The organism is Streptomyces justiciae, from assembly GCF_015163075.1.
Classification (GTDB): domain Bacteria; phylum Actinomycetota; class Actinomycetes; order Streptomycetales; family Streptomycetaceae; genus Streptomyces; species Streptomyces justiciae.
The window spans coordinates 72136-90970 of sequence record NZ_JADDXU010000018.1 but is presented as its reverse complement, the minus strand read 5'-3'; the positions used below and the strand labels follow the sequence as shown (position 1 = coordinate 90970).

Below are 18835 nucleotides of genomic sequence, written 5' to 3'. Positions count from 1 at the left end.
GCACCCGTCAGCACCGTTTCCGAGGAGTTCCGCCATGCCCGCACGCCGTACGGCCGCCACCGCCGCCGCTCTCGGCCTGGCCCCGCTCGCCCTCACCGCGCTCGCCGCGGCGCCCGCGTCGGCGCACGGCACGCTGGGCGATCCGGTCAGCCGGGTCGCCCAGTGCTACGCGGAGGGCCCCGAGAGCCCGAAGTCGGACGCCTGCAAGGCCGCGGTCGCGGCGGGCGGCACGCAGGCGCTCTACGACTGGAACGGCGTCCGCATCGGCGACGCGAACGGGCAGCACCAGACCCTCATCCCGGACGGCAAGCTGTGCAGCGCGAACGCCGACGAGTTCAAGGGCCTCGACCTGGCCCGCGCGGACTGGCCGGCGACGAGCGTGCGCAGTGGGTCGTACACCTTCAAGTACCGCGTGACGGCCCCGCACAAGGGCACCTTCAAGGTGTACCTGACCAAGGAGGGCTACGACCCGACGCAGCCGCTCGCCTGGGACGACCTGGACCTGGCGAACCCGGTGGCGACGGCCACCGACCCGGTCGCGGCGAACGGCTACTACACGTTCTCCGGCACCCTCCCGGAGCGCTCCGGCGCCCAGTTGCTGTACGCGATCTGGCAGCGCTCGGACAGCCCGGAGGCGTTCTACTCCTGCTCGGACGTGACGTACGGCGGCACCAACAGCGGTAGCGGCAGCGGTACGACGGGCAGCGCGTCCCCGGCCCCGAGCGCCTCCGCCCCGTCCGAGGAGCAGATCGAGGAGGGCGCGGACAAGTCGACGGTCGAGCACGGCGGGCACGGCGACCAGGACGCGTCCACGTCGGCAGAGCCGGCCACGACCCCGGTCACCGACGTGAAGGCGGCCAGTGCCGGCCAGGACCTCGCCGAGACGGGCGGCGACAGCAGCACGGCGTACGTCGCGATGGGCGGCGCGGCCGTCCTCGCGGCCGGCGCGGCGATCCTCTTCGGATCGGTGCGCCGGCGCGCGGTGAGCGGCGGCCGACAGGGCCGCTAGCCACGGGGGTCGGGGTCTGTCCGGCGGCTCAGGTCGGACAGACCCCGACCGTGCGTTATCCGAGGACCGAGGCGCAGGTCGTCGGCGTGGCGTGCGCCGGGTCGAGCGCGTTGGCCACCTCGTGGAAGGCGATCAGGCTGAACAGGCCGATCGCCACGTGCTCGGAGAGGTCGAGCGGGCACAGGTCCTGGAGGACGACGTTGCGGACGCCGGTGCCGCTGAGGAACTGGCTCCGGTACGGGGTGACGACCTCGTCGTACTTGGTGGCGAGGACGGTGTACTTGACGCCGGGGACGGTGTCGCCGCCCTCGTTGAGCTTGGCGAGGAAGGGTGATCCGGCGACCTGGTCGGCGAGGGCGGGGGTGCTGGTGGAGAGCAGGTCGGCGGCGCCCGGGAAGTACGGCAGCAGGTGGGTGAGGCCGTTGAGGGTGGTGCCGTGGTTGCTGGGCGCGATGCCGACGAGGGCGTTCACCTTGGCGGCTCCGCCGAGGAACCTGAGGTAGTAGCGGGGCATCATGCCGCCCTGCGAGTGGCCGACGACGTCGGTCTCGGCGGCGCCGGTCGCGGCGAGGACCTTGTCGACGAAGGCGGCGAGTTGTTCGGCCGACTTGTCGATGGGGCCGAGGCCGTTGAAGACGGGGACGCCGGGGAGTTGGCCGTAGTCGAGGGAGTAGACGCAGTAGTCGCGGTTCTTCAGGTAGGGCGCGAGGCCGAGCCAGTTGTCGACGGAGTTGCCGAAGGTGCCGTGCACGAGGACGACGGGGCGGGGGTGGGTGGCGGAGGGCTTGCAGGAGAAGTCGTTCCAGCCGGAGTGGGGGGCGTCGGCGGCGCGGGCGGTGGTGGCGGGGACGACGGCGACCGCGGCGGTCAGCAGCAGCGCGGTCAGGGGTCTGAGCAGTCGTTTCCAGGGCAGCATCGGGTGATCTCCTTGCGGCTCAAGGGAGTTGCGACGGCTTTACGCCCTGTGATCCGGATCACGAGGATGCTGTTCATTCGTCAAGTTACGGACGAGTAGTGGAAGTGTGAAGTTACGCGTCAGTAAAAACTTCCAGTGCTAGCAAGAGACGAGCGAGACTGCAGATGAACCGTCACCAGGCGGGCCTGATCGGACCATAGGGCGCGATGCGCGCCAATTGATCACGCAACGCCCGCACTTCACTCTCGCCGAGCAGTTCGACCCACGGCCGGACGGCGTCCGCGGCGGCCTCCTCGGCGGCCCGCGTGCACGCCCACCCCCGCTCGGTGAGCACCACGAGCCGGGCCCGCGCATCGCCCGGATGCGCCTGCCGCTCCACATACCCCTTGCGCACCAGCTCGTCGACGAGCTGACTGGCGGCCTGCTTGGTCACCCCGAGATGCGCGGCAAGCTCGGTGACCGTGGCGCCGCCGGCCGAGAGCCGGGTGAACGCGAACCCGTAGGCGGGCCGCCCCTCGAATCCACGCGCGACGACGCCGTCGTTGATGCGCTGCGTCAGTTCGCCCGCGGCGGCGAGCAGGACGGCGGTCAGGGCGAGGGCTTCGGAGTTCTGCACGGGTGCATTGAAACACCCTTGACGAAATGGTCAAGCAGCTTGACCATAGGAGCATATAGTCAACCTGCTTGACCATCTGCTCCCGGGGGTTTCCCATGTCAGTCATCCACCCGTCCGAAGCCGTCACCCACGAGATCCACGGCGCCCGGTTCGTCTCGTTCGCCACTCCCCTCAGCGGCAGCAAGGAGCTCTGCGCCTGGCGCGGGGAGATCCCGGCCGGGACGAAGGCCCCGGCGCACACGGTGAACCGCGAGGAGATCCTCCATCTCCTCGCCGGCGAGCTGCTGATCACCCTCGACGGCGACATCCACCGCGTCACCGCGGGCGACACCGTGATCGTCAACCCCGGCGCGACCCTGAGCGTCGAGAACCCGACCGACGCGACCGCCGTCACCTGGGTCACCACGTCCATCGGCCTGTCGGCGGAGATGGCCGACGGCACGGTCATCACTCCGCCGTGGGCCAACTGACCATTTCTACAAGAGGTGTTACGCCGCCAGCGTCCCCGGCATCACCGCGTGCGGGCCGAACTTGGCTCGCGCGCGGTCCGCGACCTCCTCGATGCGGCGGAGCTTGTCGTCCGTGGGGTCGAAGGTCAGCTGGTGCGAGGCCTGTTCGGCGGGGCCGAGGGTCTCGGCGCGCAGGGACATCGCCCGGACCCGGGCCCGCTGGAGGCCGAGCGCCTCGTACATCTCGTAGGCCGTCCTGGTCAGCGCGGCCGAGTGGGCGGTCGGTTCCTTCAGGGTGCGGGTGCGGGTGGTCGAGGAGCGGTCGGCGTAGCGCACGGTGAGGGTGAGGGCGCCGCAGACCTTGTCCAGGGCGCGGAGCCGGGCGCCCAGTTCACCGGCGGCGGAGAGCAGGGCGCGGCGGTGCCGGTCGGGGTCCAACTCGTCGCGGGTGAAGGGGCGTTCGGTGGCCAGTGAGCGGGAGACGCCGTTCGGGACGACCCGGCCGCGGTCGACGCCGTTCGCCTTCTCGTGCAGTTCGCGGCCCGCCTTCGCGCCGACCAGGCGCTGGAGCGTGGACAGGGGGGCGGCGGCGACCCGGCCCAGGGTGTCGAGGCCGTACTCGCACAGGGTGCGGGCGGTGGCCGTGCCGACGCCGGGGAGCGCGGCCACCGGCTTCCCGTCGAGGAAGTCCGCCACCTCCCCCTCGGTGACCGCGCGGGTCACCCCGGGCCGGGCGTCCCGCAGCGCCATGCGGGCCAGCATTGGGCCGGGACCGGCGCCGATCGCGCAGTCGACGCCGTGGTGGGCGAGCGCGCGGACCCGGATCACCGAGGCCAGTTCGACGGCGTCGCGCCCGAAGTACCGTTCGGCGCCCCGCAGATCGGCCAGCGCCCCGTCCGGTGGCAGCGCCTCCACGACGGGCGTGAAGTCCTCGAGCAGGCCGAGCAGCCCCGGCAGGGCCGCCTCGTGCGCCGGCGGCAGCTGGAAACGTACGCAGAGGATGGTCATCCCGCACTCCCCGGACTCTGGTGCCACAACTTCCGTACCTGTGAAGGCTCTTGACCCGCAGGTCGCAGATCGGCCCACGGATGCAGTTCGTATCCCGTCGGCATCTGGATGCGCCGGCCGCCGGTGGAATCCCCGCCGGCTTCCGGCATCGGCTCCGCCAGCCGTGCCGCCACCGCGTCGAGGCCCTGCTCGGCGCGGAGTTCGACGAGTTCGGCGAGGTTCCAGGCGGCGGTGCCCACCACGCTGAGGCTGCGCGGGCCGCGCCGCTGCACCGTCCCGCGCACCAGCAGCAGCCAGGAGTGGAAGACGGTGTGGGCGCAGGCGTCGTGGGAGTCGTCGAAGAAGGCGAGGTCGACCAGGCCGGTGCCGTCGTCCAGGGTGGAGAAGATGACCCGCTTGCCGGACCGGATCGGCGGCGTCTGGGTGGCCGCCTTGGCGCCGGCGACGAGGACGGTCTCCCCGTGCCGCGCCTCCCGCAGCCGGCGCGCGCTGGCCACGCCCAACTCGCCCAGGAAATCGCGGTGGTCGTCCATGAGGTTGCGCGAGGCGTCCATGGACAGCACCCCCAGCTCGGCGCTGAGCTTCTCGGCGGAGGAGAGGTCGGGCAGCCCGGCGGACGCGGTCTTCTTCCCACCGGCCAGCGGCAGTTGGCCACCGCCGCCGCCCCGGGCGCCCCGGTGCAGCTCGGTCAGGTGCAGTTGCAGATCACGCCGGTTGGCGCCGAAGGCGTCCAACGCCCCTACCTGCGCGAGCCGTTGAGCCAGCGGTCTGCTGGGACGCGCCCGATCCCAGAAGTCCAGCAGCGAGGCGTACGGCTGTCCGTCCGCGATCCGTGCCGCCTCGGCCTCGCTGATGCCGTGCACGTCGGAGAGCGCGAGCCGCAGCCCCCACACCCCTGAATCAGACACCAGTTCGATACGATGGGCGACCGCCGACTTGTTCACGTCCAACGGCAGGATCGGCACCCCGCGCCGCCGCGCGTCCGCCAGCAGCAGCCGCTTCGGATACATCCCGGGGTCGTGCGTGAGCAGCCCGGCGTAGAAGGCGGCCGGGTGGTGCGCCTTCAGCCACGCCGACTGGTAGGTGGGGACGGCGAAGGCGACCGCGTGCGCCTTGCAGAAGCCGTACGAGCCGAAGGCCTCGATGATCTCCCAGGTCCGCTGAATCGTTTCCGCGTCATAGCCCCGGGCCGCCGCGTGCTGCGCGAACCAGAACCTGATCCGCCCCTGCGACTCCGGGTCGGACAGCCCGCGCCGCACCCGGTCGGCCTCGCCGCGTCCGCAGCCGGTCATGATGTCGACGATGTCGATGATCTGCTCGTGGAAGACGACGACCCCGTACGTCCCCTTCAGCGGCTCCTCCAGATCCGGGTGCGGATATCTGACGGGCGCCCGTCCGTGCCGCGCCTCGATGAACGGCCGCACCATGTCGGCGGCGACCGGACCCGGCCGGAAGAGCGAGATGTCGACGACGAGGTCGTGGAAGGTGGCCGGCTGGAGCCGCCCGACCAGGTCCCGCTGACCCGGCGACTCGATCTGGAAGCAGCCCAACGTCTCGGTGGACCGGATGAGTTGGTACGTCGCCGGGTCGCCGGGGGCGATCGCGTCGATGTCGACCCTCTCCCCCGTCGCCCGCGCCACCTCCGCGACCGCGTGTGCCATCGCCGACTGCATCCGCACGCCGAGCACGTCGAGTTTGAGCAGCCCGAGGTCCTCGACGTCGTCCTTGTCGAACTGGGACATGGGGAAGCCCTCGCCACTGGTCGGCATGACCGGCGTACGGCTCAGCAGGGACGCGTCGGACAGGAGCACCCCGCACGGGTGCATGGCGACACCGCGCGGGAGGGCGTCGAGCGATTCGACCAGCTCCCACAGCCGCCCGTACTTCTCCTTCTCCCCCGCCAGCGCCCGGAGTTCGGGCAGCTCCTCCAGCGCGGCGCGGGCGTCGCGGGCGCGGATGTGCGGGAAAGACTTGGCGATGCGGTCGATGTCGGCGGGGTCCATGGACAGAGCCGCGCCCACGTCCCGGACCGCGTGCCGCACCCGGTACGTCTCCGGCATCGCGACCGTCGCGACCCGTTCGGTGTCGAACCGGTCGATGATCGCGCGGTAGACCTCCAGGCGTCGCGCGGACTCCACGTCGATGTCGATGTCGGGCAGCACGAGCCGCCGTTTGGACAGGAACCGCTCCATCAGCAGCCCGTGCTCGACCGGGTCGGCGTGGGCGATGCCGAGGAGGTGGTTGACGAGGGACCCCGCTCCGGAGCCTCGGGCCGCCACCCGGACGCCCATCTCCCGTACGTCGTCCACCACTTGAGCGACCGTCAGGAAGTAGGAGGCGAAGCCGTGGTGGGCGATGATGTCCAGCTCCTGGTGCATCCGCTCCCAGTAGGCGTACCGGCCCGCGTATCCCTTCCGCAACATCCCGGCCGCCGCCCGGGAGGCGAGCGTGCGCTGGGCGGTGCGGCGGCCCGCGCCGACGAGGTGCGGCTCGGGGAAGTGGACGGTGCCGATGCCGAGGTCGTCCTCGGGGTCGACCAGGCACTCGGCGGCCGTCGCCCGGGTCTGCTCCAGCAGCCGGTGCGCGGTGTCGCGCCGGAAGCCCGCGGCCTCCACGATCCGCTCGGCCGCCGCCAGCATGGCGGGCGCGTCCTTGAGCCAGGCCTCGCCGGAGTCCAGCTCCTTGGCGGCGCCGACGGGGACGAGCCGGCGGGCGGCGTCCAGGACGTCGGCTACCGGGCCCTGCCCGGGGTCGGCGTACCGGACGGCGTTGCCGAGCACGGGACGTACCCGCTGCTCGGCGGCGAAGCCGACGGTACGGGCGGCCAGCCGCAGCGAGCCGGGGCCGGTTCCCTTGCGGCCGTGCCAGACGGCCTCCAGGCGCAGGGCGTCGCCGTACCGCTCCCGCCAGGGGACGAGGAGCCGGGCCGCCCGGTCGGGGCGTCCGGCGGCGAGGGCGCGGCCGACGTCGGAGTCAGGGCCGAGCAGGACGGTCAGGCCGTCGCCGCTGTTCTCGGCCCAGGGCAGCAGGGGGGTGTCGGCGGCGGTGTGGACGGTGGTCACCAGGCGGCACAGGTCGGCCCAGCCGCGGGCGCCGTCCCGGGCGAGGAAGGTGACGCGGGGGGTCGATTCGTCGATGAAGGCGCCGCCGCGGACGGGGGCGCGGCGCCGCTCCTGTCGTACCGGCTCGTACTCCTCGACGGCCAGCTCGGCGCCGAACAGCGGCCGTACCCCCGCCTTGGCGCAGGCCTTGGCGAAGCGGACCGCGCCCGCGAGGGTGTCGCGGTCGGTGAGGGCGAGGGCGTCCATGCCCCGCTCGGCGGCACGCTCGGCGAGCCGCTCCGGGTGTGAGGCGCCGTAGCGCAGGGAGAACCCGGAGACGGTGTGCAGATGCGTGAACCCGGGCACCCGCGCCTCCATTTTCGAACATCAGTTCCCAACTGCCTCACCCCCACCATACCCCCAATCCCGAACGTCTGTGCGATAACCGTTCGGCCGCCTCCCACCTGCGAAAACGTCCGCCGCCTCGGACTGTGGGGACATGACACAGAACGGCACCCAGAACGGCGGCCTCCTCGCCGAGGTGAAGGACGCGGTCACACCACGGGCCACGCTGCTCGTCCTCGGGGTGCTCGCCCTCCAGCTGCTCTTCATCGCCTCCTACGTGGGAGCGCTGCACGATCCCAAGCCGAAGGACGTGCCCTTCGGGGTGGTGGCGCCGCGGGCCGCGGCCCAGCAGGCGGTGACCCGGCTGGAGCAGCTGCCCGGCTCGCCCCTGGACCCGCGCGCGGTGGCCGACGAGGCGACGGCCCGGAAGCAGATCATGAACCGGGACATCGACGGGGCCCTGATCATCAACGTGGCCGGGCCGAAGGACACGCTCCTCGTCGCGAGCGGCGGCGGCACGGTCCTCGCCACCACCCTGGAGAAGTACCTCACCGCGCTGGAGGCCTCCCAGCAGCGGAGCCTGCGTACGGTGGACGTGGCCCCCGCCTCCTCCACCGACTTCGACGGACTGTCGTCGTTCTATGTCGTGGTCGGCTGGTGCGTCGGCGGCTATCTGACCGCGTCGATCCTCGCGATCAGCACCGGCGCCCGGCCCGCCAACCCGCGCCGCGCGGCGATCCGGCTGGTCGTGATGGCGCTGGTGTCGATCGCCGGCGGGATCGGCGGCGCGGTGATCGTGGGGCCGATCCTGGACGCGCTGCCCGGCAGCGTCATGGCCTTCTGGGGGCTCGGTGCGCTGGTCACGTTCGCGGTGGGGGCGGCGACCCTCGCCCTCCAGGGCATGTTCGGGATCGTGGGCATCGGCCTGGCGATCCTGCTCGTGGTGATCGCCGGCAACCCGAGCGCGGGCGGCGCCTTCCCGCTGCCGATGCTGCCACCGTTCTGGAAGGCGATCGGCCCGGCCCTGCCACCGGGCGCGGGCACCTGGGTGGCCCGCTCGATCGCGTACTTCAAGGGCAACGACACAACCGCGTCCCTGCTGGTCCTGTCGGCATGGGCGGCGGCCGGGATCGTGATCACGATGGGGGCGTCGGTGCTGCGCGCGCGGCGCGAGGGCGCACCGTTGCCGACTCAGACGCCGTAAAGGCTCCACAGCCGGCCGACGAAGCTCGACAGCCGGCCATGGAGCCCGCAGTCGCCGACGGCGGGCGACCCCCACAGGGGCCACCCGCACCCGACGACGAAAGTTGTACGGGTGGTGCGGGTGGGAGAACAAACCACCCGCACCACAGCGCACGGTCAGCCGATGGACGTACCGGTGGCCGACAGCGCCTCAGTCACCGGCTGGAAGAACGTCTCCCCACCGGAGGTGCAGTCCCCGCTGCCCCCCGACGTCAGCCCGATCGCGTTGCTCCCCGAGAACAGCGACCCACCACTGTCCCCCGGCTCCGCACACACGTCGGTCTGGATCAGCCCGTTGACGATGTCACCGTTCCCGTAGTTCACGGTGGCGTCCAACCCGGTGACGGTCCCGTCATGAACCTGCGTGGTCGACCCGCTCCGCGTGACCTTCATCCCGACCGTCGCCTCGGCCGCCCCGGTGATCGCCTGCGCGGACCCGTTGTAGAGGTCCACCTCGCTCGGGTGGTCGACGTCCGCGGTGTACTTGACGAGCCCGTAGTCGTTGTCGGGGAAGCTCGACACCTCGTTGGTGCCGATCTCCGTGCCGCTCGAGTCCGACCACGTGGAGATCGCCTCGGTGCAGTGCCCGGCGGTGAGGAAGTACGCCTCGCCGCCCTTGTTCACGTTGAACCCGAGCGAACACCGCCCGCTGCCACCGGTGATCGCGTCGCCACCGGCGATGAAGGGCTTGAACTCCCCCTTCGTGCGCTGGAGTTTCGCCGTCGCCCCGAGCCCGTCGACGACCTTCGTGAGCTTGGTCCACTCGGCGTCGGAGACCGTGCGGTCGGCGGTGACGACGACCTTGTTGGTGGTCGGGTCGGTCGCCCAGGACGTGCCCGGGATGGTCGCGTCGTCCTTGAGCGTCGTACGGGCGCTTCTGAGTTCGGCGAGGGAGTTCTCCACGACCCGGGCCTTGGCGCCGGCCTCCTCGACGACCGAGGCCGCGGCCTCGTCGAGGACGTTGACGACGAGCGCCTTGCTCTTCGCGTCGTAGTACGTTCCCGCCGCGTCGGTGCCGAGTTCCTTGTCGAGCGACGAGGCGAGGTTTCCGGCCGCGAGGGCGGAAAGGACCTTCGGTGTGGGGTCGTTCGCGGGCTCGCTGGCGTTCGCAGTCTGGAAGGTGACTCCCGCGGCGACCAGTGCGGCGATGCCCGCACCTGCCGCGGCGGCCCGCCGCCTGGGTATGCGTCGGTGCTTCAACTCGCGTCCTCCTGTGGGGGGTCGGCCCGGTCGGTTGTGGGGACCTCGTGGGCCGGAAGGCTGGTTGACGAGCGCCTACTCTTCCGAACCCCACAGGGAGTGCACAAGGTTGACTTCCGGACGCGCGTAGAACGCGGTTGCGCGCCCCTCTTGCCTTGACCGTGAACAGTCAGGCCAGGGGAATTCACACTGCAAACACTACGAGCGAGTAACCCTTCACCAGCCCGTGAGGTCTAGTCCTGTCCTGAATTCGACCCCTCGTGGCCCGACTCCAAACGGGGCGTGGGAGACGGCCGTTGCTCCTGCACCGATTGCGGCGCCACGGCATGCCCCTGCTGCGCCTTCTCCAGGAACCGCAGCAGCTCCACCGGGAAGGGCAGCACCAGCGTCGAGTTCTTCTCCGCCGCGACCGCCACCACCGTCTGGAGCAACCGCAGTTGCAGCGCCGCCGGCTGCTCGGACATCTCCTTGGCCGCCTCGGCGAGCTTCTTCGACGCCTGGAGCTCGGCGTCGGCGTTGATGACCCGGGCCCGCCGCTCCCGGTCGGCCTCGGCCTGCCGGGCCATGGAGCGCTTCATGGTCTCGGGCAGGGAGACGTCCTTGATCTCGACGCGGTCGATGGTGACGCCCCACTCCACGGCCGGGCTGTCGATCATCAACTCCAGCCCCTGGTTGAGCTTTTCGCGGTCGGCCAGCAGATCGTCCAGCTCGCTCTTGCCGATGATGGACCGCAGCGAGGTCTGCGCCATCTGCGAGACGGCGAACCGGTAGTCCTCGACGCGTACGACCGCCTCGGCGGGCGCGGTCACCTTGAAGTAGACGACGGCGTCGACCCGTACCGTGACGTTGTCCCGGGTGATGCCCTCCTGTGCCGGCACCGGCATCGTCACGATCTGCATGTTGACCTTCCGGAGCTTGTCGATGCCCGGAACGATCATCGTGAACCCCGGCCCGCGCACTTCCGGCCGGAGCTTGCCGAGGCGGAACACCACGCCCCGTTCGTACTGTTTGACGACCCGCGCCGCGGCCATCGCGTACACCGCTCCGGCGGACGCGAGGGTCACTCCCGCCGCCACCAGCTCCTCGACCATCACGGCCCCCAGGGTCCGTCGTGGGCGTCCACAGGGAGTACTGCCTGTAGTCCGAAGGTAACTCCGCCGCACGACCAAGGGGGAGCCCCCGTACGCGAGTCACGTACGGGGGCCCGTCAGGCCGGAGGCCTAGTAGACGTGGACGCCGTAGGCGCTCAGCGCCTCGGTGACCGGCTGGAAGAACGTCGTGCCGCCGGAGGAGCAGTTGCCGCTGCCGCCGGAGGTCAGACCGTAGGCGACGGTGCCGCCGTACAGCGGGCCGCCGGAGTCGCCGGGCTCGGCGCAGACCGTGGTCTGGATCATGCCGTAGACGATGTCGCCGCCGCCGTAGTTGACGGTCGCGTTGAGGGCGGTGACCCGGCCGCTGTGCGTGCCGGTGGTGGAGCCGCGGCGGTACACCGTGGTGCCGACGGAAGGCGTGGCGGCACTGGCGATGTCCTGGCTGCCCACGGCGCCCGACTTGGTGACCGACGAGTTCGTGTAGCGCACGATGCCGTAGTCGTTGGTCGGGAAGCTGGAGCCGGCGGTGCTGCCGAGCGTGGTCGAGTGGGACGAGTTCGACCACCAGGTGCCCGCGCCGTCGGTGCAGTGACCGGCGGTCAGGAAGTAGTAGTTCCCGCTGTTGTCCTGGACGTTGAAGCCCAGCGAGCAGCGCCAGCTACTCGCATAGATGGCGTCGCCGCCGGAGATCAGCTTCTGGAACTTGCCCGGTGTCGTCTTGATCGTCAGCGCGTCGGCGTTGGCGCCGGCCTGCCGCTTGATCTTGGCGATCTCCGCCTTGGAGACCGTGCTGTCGACGGTGACGACGACACGGTTGGTCTTGCTGTCGACCGCCCAGGCGGTGCCCGGGATGTCGGCCTTGAGCACCGAGTTGCTGGCGCTCTTGAGCTGGGTGGTGCTGAAGGTGGACACGTCCGATGCGCTCGCGTTGGGGATCGCGATCGCGGCGGCGGCCACGAGTCCGGTGGAAACGGCGATCAGCCGGGTCCGTCTCGTGATACCGCTGCGGGGGGTGGTGCGCTTGATCCTCACTTGTCGTTCCTCCACATGGGAAGTCGGGGGCCCGCGTGGGGTCGGGGCCCGTGAGGCGCAGCCAGGGGCCCCGAATGTCCGGATTCCGAACACGCCGTGCCCCTGACAAGCGCTGGGGGGAGTATTCGGCCGAACGACCGGTAGACGCAAGGGCGCCTTTCGGCCGTCAACCTTTGAACCACCCATGTGTCGGCCAAGACTTGGCCATCCCTCAGAGCAGGTTCCGCTCCCCCGCCTCGACGGCGACCTCCAGGGTGTTCCCGGGCGGCGGGAACGGGCAGATGAAGTGGTCGGCGAAGGCGCAGGGCGGCAGCAGCGCCCGGTTGAGGTCGACCGTCGTCCGCCCTTCGGCGTCGGGCGCGGCGGGCCGCAGGAACCGGAAACGGAAGCTGCTCGTCCCGCTCGTCGTATCGCCGAAAACAGCCCACAGCGAGCCGTCCGCCTCGACCGTCACCTGGAGCGTGAACTCCCGCCCGTCGAGGGCGAACGCCAGCTCCCCGCCGAGCCCGAGGCCACGCTCCCGGCCGTCCGCGTTCGGTACGCGTACGGTGCGGTCCTCGTCGTACGGCGTGAAGCGCCCCGGCACTGACCAGCGCGGATCGTAGGGAGTGGCCTCGATGCCGCGGAAGGCGCGCCGCGCCTCGGAGGCGGGGTCGAAGTCCCGTACGCCCCACACCCCTTCACGGACCAGCACCACCAACTGCCGCTCACCGAGCGCGAGATGGCCCGTGTCCGCCGCGAGCCGTGTCTCACCGCTCACCGGCCGCCCGTCCAGGGTCAGCCCGTCGGCCTCGTCGGCCGTCAGCAGGACCGCGTCGCCGTCGGTCCGCCAGAGCCCGGGGATGTCCGGAAGTCGGCCGTCCGGACAGTCCTCCAGCCAGTAGGTGCCGGCGAGCGAGAGGGGCCCATAGGGCGCGGAGGCCGACTCGACACGGTCCTCGTGCCACTGCTTCCACGCGTCGAACGCGTCCGTGGTCATCCTGATCAGCCTTTCCATGCCGGTTCTGCGAGCCCGAGATGGGAACGCAGGGTGCTGCCCTCGTACTCCGTGCGGAACACGCCGCGCTCCTGGAGCAGCGGCACCACCCGGTCCACGAACTCGTCGAGCCCGCCGGGGGTGAGATGCGGTACGAGAATGAAGCCGTCGGCGGCATCGGCCTGCACGAACGCGTCGAGCTCGGCGGCGATCGCCTGCGGGGTGCCGACGAAGGACTGCCGGCCGCCCGCCTCGATGACGGTCTGCCGGATGGACAACCCCTTCTCCTGCGCCAACGCCCGCCACTTCTCCGCGATCGCGACCGTGTCGCCGCGCCGGGTCCGCCCCTGGGTGATGCCGGAGTCCGGCACGGGGTCGAAGTCGGGGAGCGGTCCGTCGGGGTCGTACGAGGACAGGTCGGCGCCCCAGATCTGCTCCAGGGTGAGCAACGCCGTCTGCGGGGAGGTCTGTCGGCGCCGGATCTCGGCGGCCTTCTCCCGGGCGTCGGCGGCGGTGTCGCCGAGGACGACGGAGACGCCGGGCAGGATCTTCAGGTCGCCGTGCGCGCGGCCGTACTTGGCGAGCCGCCTCTTCACATCGGCGTAGAAGGCCTTCCCCGCCTCCAGTGAGCTCTGCCGCGTGAAGATCACGTCGGCGGTGGCGGCCGCGAACTCCCGGCCCTCGTCGGAGTCCCCGGCCTGGATGACGACCGGATGCCCCTGCGGGGAGCGCGGCACGGTGAACTCGCCCGCGATGTCGAAGTGCCGCCCCCGGTGGGCGAACGGGCGGGACAGGCCGTCCGGGGTCCAGGAGTCCCACAACTCCCGTGCCGTGGCGACGAATTCGGCGGCCCTGGTGTACCGGTCGGCCCGGTCGAGGAAGCCGCCGCGCCGGAAGTTCTCGCCGGTGAAGGCGTCGGAGGAGGTCACCACGTTCCAGGCGGCCCGGCCCCCGCTGAGGTGGTCGAGGGTGGCCAGCCTGCGGGCCAGTTCGTACGGCTCGTTGAAGGTCGCGTTGACCGTCGCCGCGAGTCCCAGCCGCTCGGTGACGGCGGCGAGCGCGTTCAGCACGGTGAGGGACTCCGGGCGGCCGACGACGTCCAAGTCGTGGATGCGGCCCTTGTGTTCACGCAGCCGCAGCCCTTCCGCGAGGAAGAAGAAGTCGAACAGCCCGCGCTCGGCGGTGCGGGCGAGGTGCTCGAAGGAGGAGAACTCGATCTGCGACCTCGACCGCGGATCGGCCCAAACGGTGGTGTTGTTGACTCCCGGGAAGTGGGCGGCGAGATGGATCTGCTTCGTCATGAGGCCTCCCCCGCGTACTGGTTGGCGGGCCGCGCGAGACCCAGGTGGTCCCGGAGCGTGCTGCCCGGATAGAAGGTGCGGAACAGGCCCCGGTGCTGGAGCAGCGGAACCGTGCCGTTGACGAGTCGCTCCAGGTCGCGGCGCGGCGCGGCGGGCGTGAGATGGAAGCCGTCGACGGCGCCGGACCCGTGCCAGGAGGCGATCAGCTCGGCGAGGTCGACGGGGCCGCCCCGGTACAGCGGGCCCTGCGCGGTCTGCCGGGGCCCTCCTCCGCCATGGCCGGGCTCGGCGGCGTGCTCGCCGTCGCCGAGGTCGGCGAGGAGGCTGGCGAGGACCCGCAGCCCGTCCGGGTTCCTGCCGAACCTGGCGGCTTCCTTGCGGAGTTGGTCCCGTACGGCACCGGCCTGCGCGGCGTTCGCCACCCGCACCAGCGCCACGTCGGCGTACCGGGCGGCAGTACGCCGGGCGAGCCCCTCGGTCGCGTCGACGACCCGGACGGGGTGTCCCTGCGGCGGCCGGGGCACGATCGAGGGACCCTTGACGGAGAAGCCCGAGCCCTCGAAGTCGACGTGGTGCAGCTTGTCCCGGTCGATGAAGCGGCCGGTCGGCACGTCCCGGATCTCGGCGTCGTCCTCCCAGCTGTCCCACAACCGCGCGGCCACGTCGGCCACTTCCCCGGCCTCCCGCCACAACTCCTCGGCGGGGGCGGCGTGCCGGCGGCCGAAGAGCCGGGCCTCGCCCTCGGTGGTGGAGACATCGAGCCGCCAGCCCGCCCGGCCCCGGCTGACCCAGTCGAGGGTGGCGACGGCGGCCTGCACATGGAAGGGCTCGGTGTGCGTGGTGGTGACGGTCGGGACGAGGCCGACGCGGTTGGTGGCGGGCGCCACCCGCGACAGCACGGACAGCGCGTCGAGCCCGGGCCGGGCGAAGGTGTCGTCCAGCGTCACGAAGTCGAGGACGCCGTGCTCGGCGAGGCGGGCGAGGTCGACGTAGGAGGCGGCGTCGTACACGGACGGCTGGTCGACGGCGGCGGAGAGATGCAGCATCAGAGCACCTTCGAGAGAAAGGCCCGCGTGCGGTCGTGTCGCGGGTTGTCCAGTACGTCGCCCGGCGGGCCCTGCTCGACGATCCGTCCGTCGTCCATGAAGACCACCGTGTCGGCGACCTCGCGGGCGAACCCGATCTCGTGCGTGACGACGATCATCGTCGTGCCCTGATGCGCCAAGTCCTTGATGACGTCGAGGACTTCACCGACCAGCTCGGGGTCGAGCGCGGACGTCGGCTCGTCGAACAGCAGCAGCTTCGGCTCCAGCGCGAGCGCCCGCGCGATGGCGACGCGCTGCTGCTGCCCGCCGGAGAGCTGCCGGGGGTAGGCGTCGGCCTTCTCCGCGAGCCCCACCCGGTCGAGCAGCCGGCGCGCGGTGTCGACGGCCTCCTTGCGGGGGCGCTTCAGCGCGGAGACCGGCGCCTCGATGATGTTGTCCAGCACGGTGAGGTGCGGGAACAGGTTGAAGTTCTGGAAGACGAAGCCGATCCGCGTGCGCTGCCGGAGCACCTCGCGCTCGGGCAGCTCGTACAGCCGGTCGCCCGCACGCCGGTAGCCGATCAGCGCGCCGTCCACGCTGATGGCGCCGCCGTCCACCTTCTCCAGATGGTTGATGGTGCGCAGCAGCGTCGACTTGCCGGACCCGGACGGTCCGAGGATCACGGTGACCTCGCCGGTGCGCACGGCGAGGTCGATGCCCTTGAGCACTTCCAGGGAGCCGAAGCTCTTGTGGACGGACCTGATGTCGACCATGACGGTCATGGGTGGGGTTCCTCGCGAACGTAGGGGTGGGGGGTCTGGGGCGGACCGCCCGTACAGCGGGCCCGGGTGCTCATGCCGCCGCCCGTCCGGTCAGTGCGCCCAGGAACAGCAGCGCCGCCCGCGCGGTCGCGTCGTTCTGCCGGAAGGCGGGCCCGCCGGTGCGGGGCCGGGTGAAGGCGCCGGGGGTACGGCCGTCGGTGTAGGGGCCGAGCGCGAACCGCCGGGGGTGCGGCCGGCCGTTCCGGTCGAGGATCCGCCCGTCGGCGGGGTCGACCCGGAGCAGCCCGTCGGGCGTCTCGGCGGCCCCGTCGGCGTGCAGTTCCCGCAGCAGCGTGTCCCGGGCCCGTCCGACGGTGGGTTCGGGCAGCCGCGCCTCGACCAGCGCCCGCGCCTCGACGAAGGCTCCCGGCACGGTCGCGCTCGTCGCCCGGAACACCCCGCCCTCGGCGGTGACGCTCATGTCGGCGCCGACGAACTTCAGGACACCGGCCCGCGACAGCGCCAGCAGCTGCCGCAGCCGGGGTCCGGGCGGCCCGGAGGCCAGATAGCTGAAGAACCCGTGCCACCAGGGCGGGACGCCCCCGAGCCGGATCAACTGCCCGTAGACGGAGAGCAGTCCGAGGAAGACCGCCAGGTCCGGGCTGTACGAGGGATCGTGACGCCTGCTCAGATCCCGCTCCACATACCCCCGAAGCCCTTCCTGGAACTCCTCGTACGACCCGTAGCGCACCCCCTCCAGCGGCCGGTCGAGCGCCGTCAGGTCCAGCCGGTCGGCGGGGTCGGGCACGGCGGACGCCACCAGCGCCCCGAGCTCCGCCTCGCCCTCGGCCGCCGCGTACTTCTCCTCGAAGTCGGCCCAGGCGCCGGAGGTCCGCTCGGGGTGGACGTCGAACAGCCGGTGGTAGTGGGCGAACCCCAACTCCTTCTCCACCAGCGGCCACACGTCCCGCCGGAAGTCGAACCCGCCGGGGCGCGCGAGCAGTTGATCCACCTCGGCGGGCCCGAAGAACCGGGGCAGCGGCGGGCGTTCGCCGGTCCACTCGTACCCGATCTTCGAGTGGTACGGCACTCCGCGCCGCGAGCCGACGTACAGCACCGGCTCCCGCCCCGAGGGCACATAGGTGTCCCCCTCGTACCGCCCGCCGCGCCCCTCGGTGAGGAGCACCATCAGGTCGACGAAGGCCAGCCCGAAGCCGCGTACGAGGACCGGCTCGCCGGGCGCGAGCGCGGACAGGTCGCTGTCGGCGGTGAAGTCGGGCGGGAGATGGACGAGCCCATGCCTCTCGGCGTAGGCCGCCAAGTCACCCTGTTCGGCGTCGAGTTCGGCATCGAGATGGCCGAGGGAGAGCACCACCAGGTCGGCGAGCAGCGGGCGCGGGCGGCCCTCCAGCCACACCTGCTGACGTCCCTCGCGCGGACCGCTGATCCGCAGGGCGCGGCGTGGGTGATGGTGGACCCGGATGCTGTCCGGCAGGTCCGCCACCGCCCGCTCGTGCACCCACCGCAGATAGGCGCCCTGGAGCTGCCGGTCGGCGAAGACGGAGCCGTCGATGCCGGCCCACTCGTGCAGGGTGGGTCCGGGGCGCACGGGTCCCTCCATGGTCACCGTCTCGTCGGTGAACATGGTGACGTCCTCGGCGTGCGAGTTCATCCACAGCAGCGGCGACTGCGCCTCCCGCCAGATGCGCCCGGCACCCGGCGGATAGGGGTCCACCAGATGGATGTCGAAGCCTTCACGGGACAGGCCCGAACCGGCGTACAGCTCAGGCGCGTTGGCGGCGATCCGCTCGATCAGACCGGTCCCCCGCGGCCCGGCCCCGACGATCACCAGCGTCCCCCGGCTCATCGCGCCGCCTCCGAGCCGCGCGCGTAGTACCGCTCCACGTAGTACTGGCCGACGCTGAGCACCGAGGTCACGACCGTGTACCAGACGGTGGCCACCATCAGCAGCGGGATGACCTCGTAGGTGCGGTGGTAGACGAGCTGCACCGAGTAGAGCAGGTCCTGTACGGCGATGACGCTGACGATGGAGGTGCCCTTGAGGGTGCCGATCAGCATGTTCCCGGCGGGCGGCACGATGGAGCGCATCGCCTGCGGGAGCACGATCCGCCACCAGCGCCGCCACCTGCTCAGCCCGAGCGCCTGCGCGGCCTCGACCTGTCCCCGGTCGACGGAGAGGATGCCGCCACGCACCACCTCAGCGGCGTACGCGGCCTCGTGCAGGGTGAGCCCGATGACGGCGACGGTGACCGGTCCGAGCAGATCGACGGTCTTCACGCCGAGGATCTGCGGGTACAGCGCCCCGATGTTGAACCAGAGGAGCAGCTGCACCAGGATCGGGATCGACCGGAACAGCCAGACGTACCCCCAACTGACCGCTCTCAGCACGGGGTTGGCGGACAGCCGGGCGGCGGCGAGCAGGGTGCCGAGGGCGAAGCCGAGCACCATCACGACGGCGGTCAGCCAGAGGGTGAGCCACAGTCCGCGGAGCACGGACCGCGAGGTGAAGTAGTCGGCGACGACGTCCCACTGGAACGCGTCGTTGCGCAGGACCGAGTTGGCGGCGAGGCCGAGCAGCACCAGTACGGCGACGGCGGCGATCCACTGGCCGAGGCGGCGTTGCGGGACGATCCGCAGGGAATCCGCGCCCTCGGGTATGTCCGGGGCGGCGGGGGCTTTGGCGAGGGTGTCGGAGGACATGCGAAAGCTCCGTGTGGACGGGCGCCTTCACATACGGCCGAGCCCCTCAGCAGGGCCGCCTTTCGAGACTACGGGGCGGTTTCCCCTCACTGTCAAGGCTGT

General features: G+C 71.4%; 16 protein-coding genes. 3 read left to right on the top strand and 13 right to left on the bottom strand.

Features of this window, described 5'->3' with window-relative positions; all coding sequences use genetic code 11:
- Window positions 1-34: 34 nt before the first annotated feature.
- A complete protein-coding gene (locus tag IQ210_RS37445) occupies window positions 35-1009 on the top strand; it encodes a lytic polysaccharide monooxygenase auxiliary activity family 9 protein (RefSeq protein WP_194083692.1) in 975 nt (324 codons plus the stop codon).
- A 55-nt stretch (window positions 1010-1064) separates the two neighbouring features.
- On the opposite strand, the gene IQ210_RS37440 is transcribed toward IQ210_RS37445, so the two are convergent.
- Both IQ210_RS37440 and IQ210_RS37435 read right to left on the bottom strand, forming a co-directional pair.
- Window positions 1065-1925: an esterase/lipase family protein gene (locus IQ210_RS37440; protein WP_194083691.1), complete on the bottom strand. Its 861-nt coding sequence runs from the start codon at window positions 1923-1925 to the stop codon at window positions 1065-1067.
- Between the two features lie 172 nt (window positions 1926-2097).
- The gene (locus IQ210_RS37435) at window positions 2098-2541 is read right to left on the bottom strand and encodes a MarR family winged helix-turn-helix transcriptional regulator (RefSeq protein WP_194083690.1); all 444 of its coding nucleotides are present in this window, start codon (window positions 2539-2541) and stop codon (window positions 2098-2100) included.
- Between the two features lie 95 nt (window positions 2542-2636).
- Between IQ210_RS37435 and IQ210_RS37430 the strand changes: the two genes are divergently transcribed.
- Window positions 2637-3011 (top strand): cupin domain-containing protein, encoded by a 375-nt coding sequence (locus IQ210_RS37430; protein ID WP_194083689.1) that lies wholly within the window; start codon window positions 2637-2639, stop codon window positions 3009-3011.
- An 18-nt stretch (window positions 3012-3029) separates the two neighbouring features.
- Here the strand turns inward: IQ210_RS37430 and IQ210_RS37425 are convergent, their stop codons facing one another.
- Both IQ210_RS37425 and IQ210_RS37420 read right to left on the bottom strand, forming a co-directional pair.
- Entirely contained in the window at window positions 3030-3998 is a 969-nt protein-coding gene (locus tag IQ210_RS37425) for a DNA polymerase Y family protein (RefSeq protein WP_194083688.1), read from the bottom strand.
- On the bottom strand, window positions 3995-7405 hold the full coding sequence (locus tag IQ210_RS37420; protein WP_194083687.1) for a DNA polymerase III subunit alpha: 3411 nt from the start codon (window positions 7403-7405) through the stop codon (window positions 3995-3997). Before IQ210_RS37420 ends, IQ210_RS37425 begins: the two co-directional genes overlap by 4 nt.
- A 133-nt stretch (window positions 7406-7538) precedes the next feature.
- Between IQ210_RS37420 and IQ210_RS37415 the strand changes: the two genes are divergently transcribed.
- Window positions 7539-8588, top strand: a complete 1050-nt coding sequence (locus IQ210_RS37415) for an ABC-2 transporter permease (RefSeq protein WP_194083686.1) — start codon at window positions 7539-7541, stop codon at window positions 8586-8588.
- Between the two features lie 155 nt (window positions 8589-8743).
- On the opposite strand, the gene IQ210_RS37410 is transcribed toward IQ210_RS37415, so the two are convergent.
- The 9 genes from IQ210_RS37410 to IQ210_RS37370 all read right to left on the bottom strand — a co-directional run bounded on the left by IQ210_RS37410 (window position 8744) and on the right by IQ210_RS37370 (window position 18733).
- The gene (locus tag IQ210_RS37410; RefSeq protein ID WP_194083685.1) at window positions 8744-9826 is read right to left on the bottom strand and encodes a S1 family peptidase; all 1083 of its coding nucleotides are present in this window, start codon (window positions 9824-9826) and stop codon (window positions 8744-8746) included.
- A gap of 233 nt (window positions 9827-10059) precedes the next feature.
- Window positions 10060-10917: a slipin family protein gene (locus IQ210_RS37405; protein WP_194083813.1), complete on the bottom strand. Its 858-nt coding sequence runs from the start codon at window positions 10915-10917 to the stop codon at window positions 10060-10062.
- A 129-nt stretch (window positions 10918-11046) separates the two neighbouring features.
- Window positions 11047-11949: a S1 family peptidase gene (locus IQ210_RS37400; RefSeq protein WP_194083684.1), complete on the bottom strand. Its 903-nt coding sequence runs from the start codon at window positions 11947-11949 to the stop codon at window positions 11047-11049.
- 211 nt (window positions 11950-12160) lie between these two features.
- Window positions 12161-12928, bottom strand: a complete 768-nt coding sequence (locus IQ210_RS37395) for a DUF1684 domain-containing protein (protein ID WP_194083683.1) — start codon at window positions 12926-12928, stop codon at window positions 12161-12163.
- 5 nt (window positions 12929-12933) lie between these two features.
- On the bottom strand, window positions 12934-14226 hold the full coding sequence (locus tag IQ210_RS37390; protein ID WP_194083682.1) for an NtaA/DmoA family FMN-dependent monooxygenase: 1293 nt from the start codon (window positions 14224-14226) through the stop codon (window positions 12934-12936).
- On the bottom strand, window positions 14223-15272 hold the full coding sequence (locus IQ210_RS37385) for an LLM class flavin-dependent oxidoreductase (protein ID WP_194083681.1): 1050 nt from the start codon (window positions 15270-15272) through the stop codon (window positions 14223-14225). The genes IQ210_RS37390 and IQ210_RS37385 overlap by 4 nt, the downstream gene beginning before the upstream one ends.
- Window positions 15272-16033 carry an amino acid ABC transporter ATP-binding protein gene (locus tag IQ210_RS37380; RefSeq protein ID WP_322657623.1) on the bottom strand — a complete coding sequence of 254 codons (762 nt, stop codon included), beginning with the start codon at window positions 16031-16033 and terminating at the stop codon, window positions 15272-15274. The genes IQ210_RS37385 and IQ210_RS37380 overlap by 1 nt, the downstream gene beginning before the upstream one ends.
- A gap of 70 nt (window positions 16034-16103) precedes the next feature.
- Complete coding sequence (locus tag IQ210_RS37375) at window positions 16104-17879, bottom strand: FAD/NAD(P)-binding protein (RefSeq protein WP_194083680.1); 1776 nt, start codon at window positions 17877-17879, stop codon at window positions 16104-16106.
- On the bottom strand, window positions 17876-18733 hold the full coding sequence (locus IQ210_RS37370; protein WP_194083679.1) for an amino acid ABC transporter permease: 858 nt from the start codon (window positions 18731-18733) through the stop codon (window positions 17876-17878). The genes IQ210_RS37375 and IQ210_RS37370 overlap by 4 nt, the downstream gene beginning before the upstream one ends.
- Window positions 18734-18835: the final 102 nt, after the last annotated feature.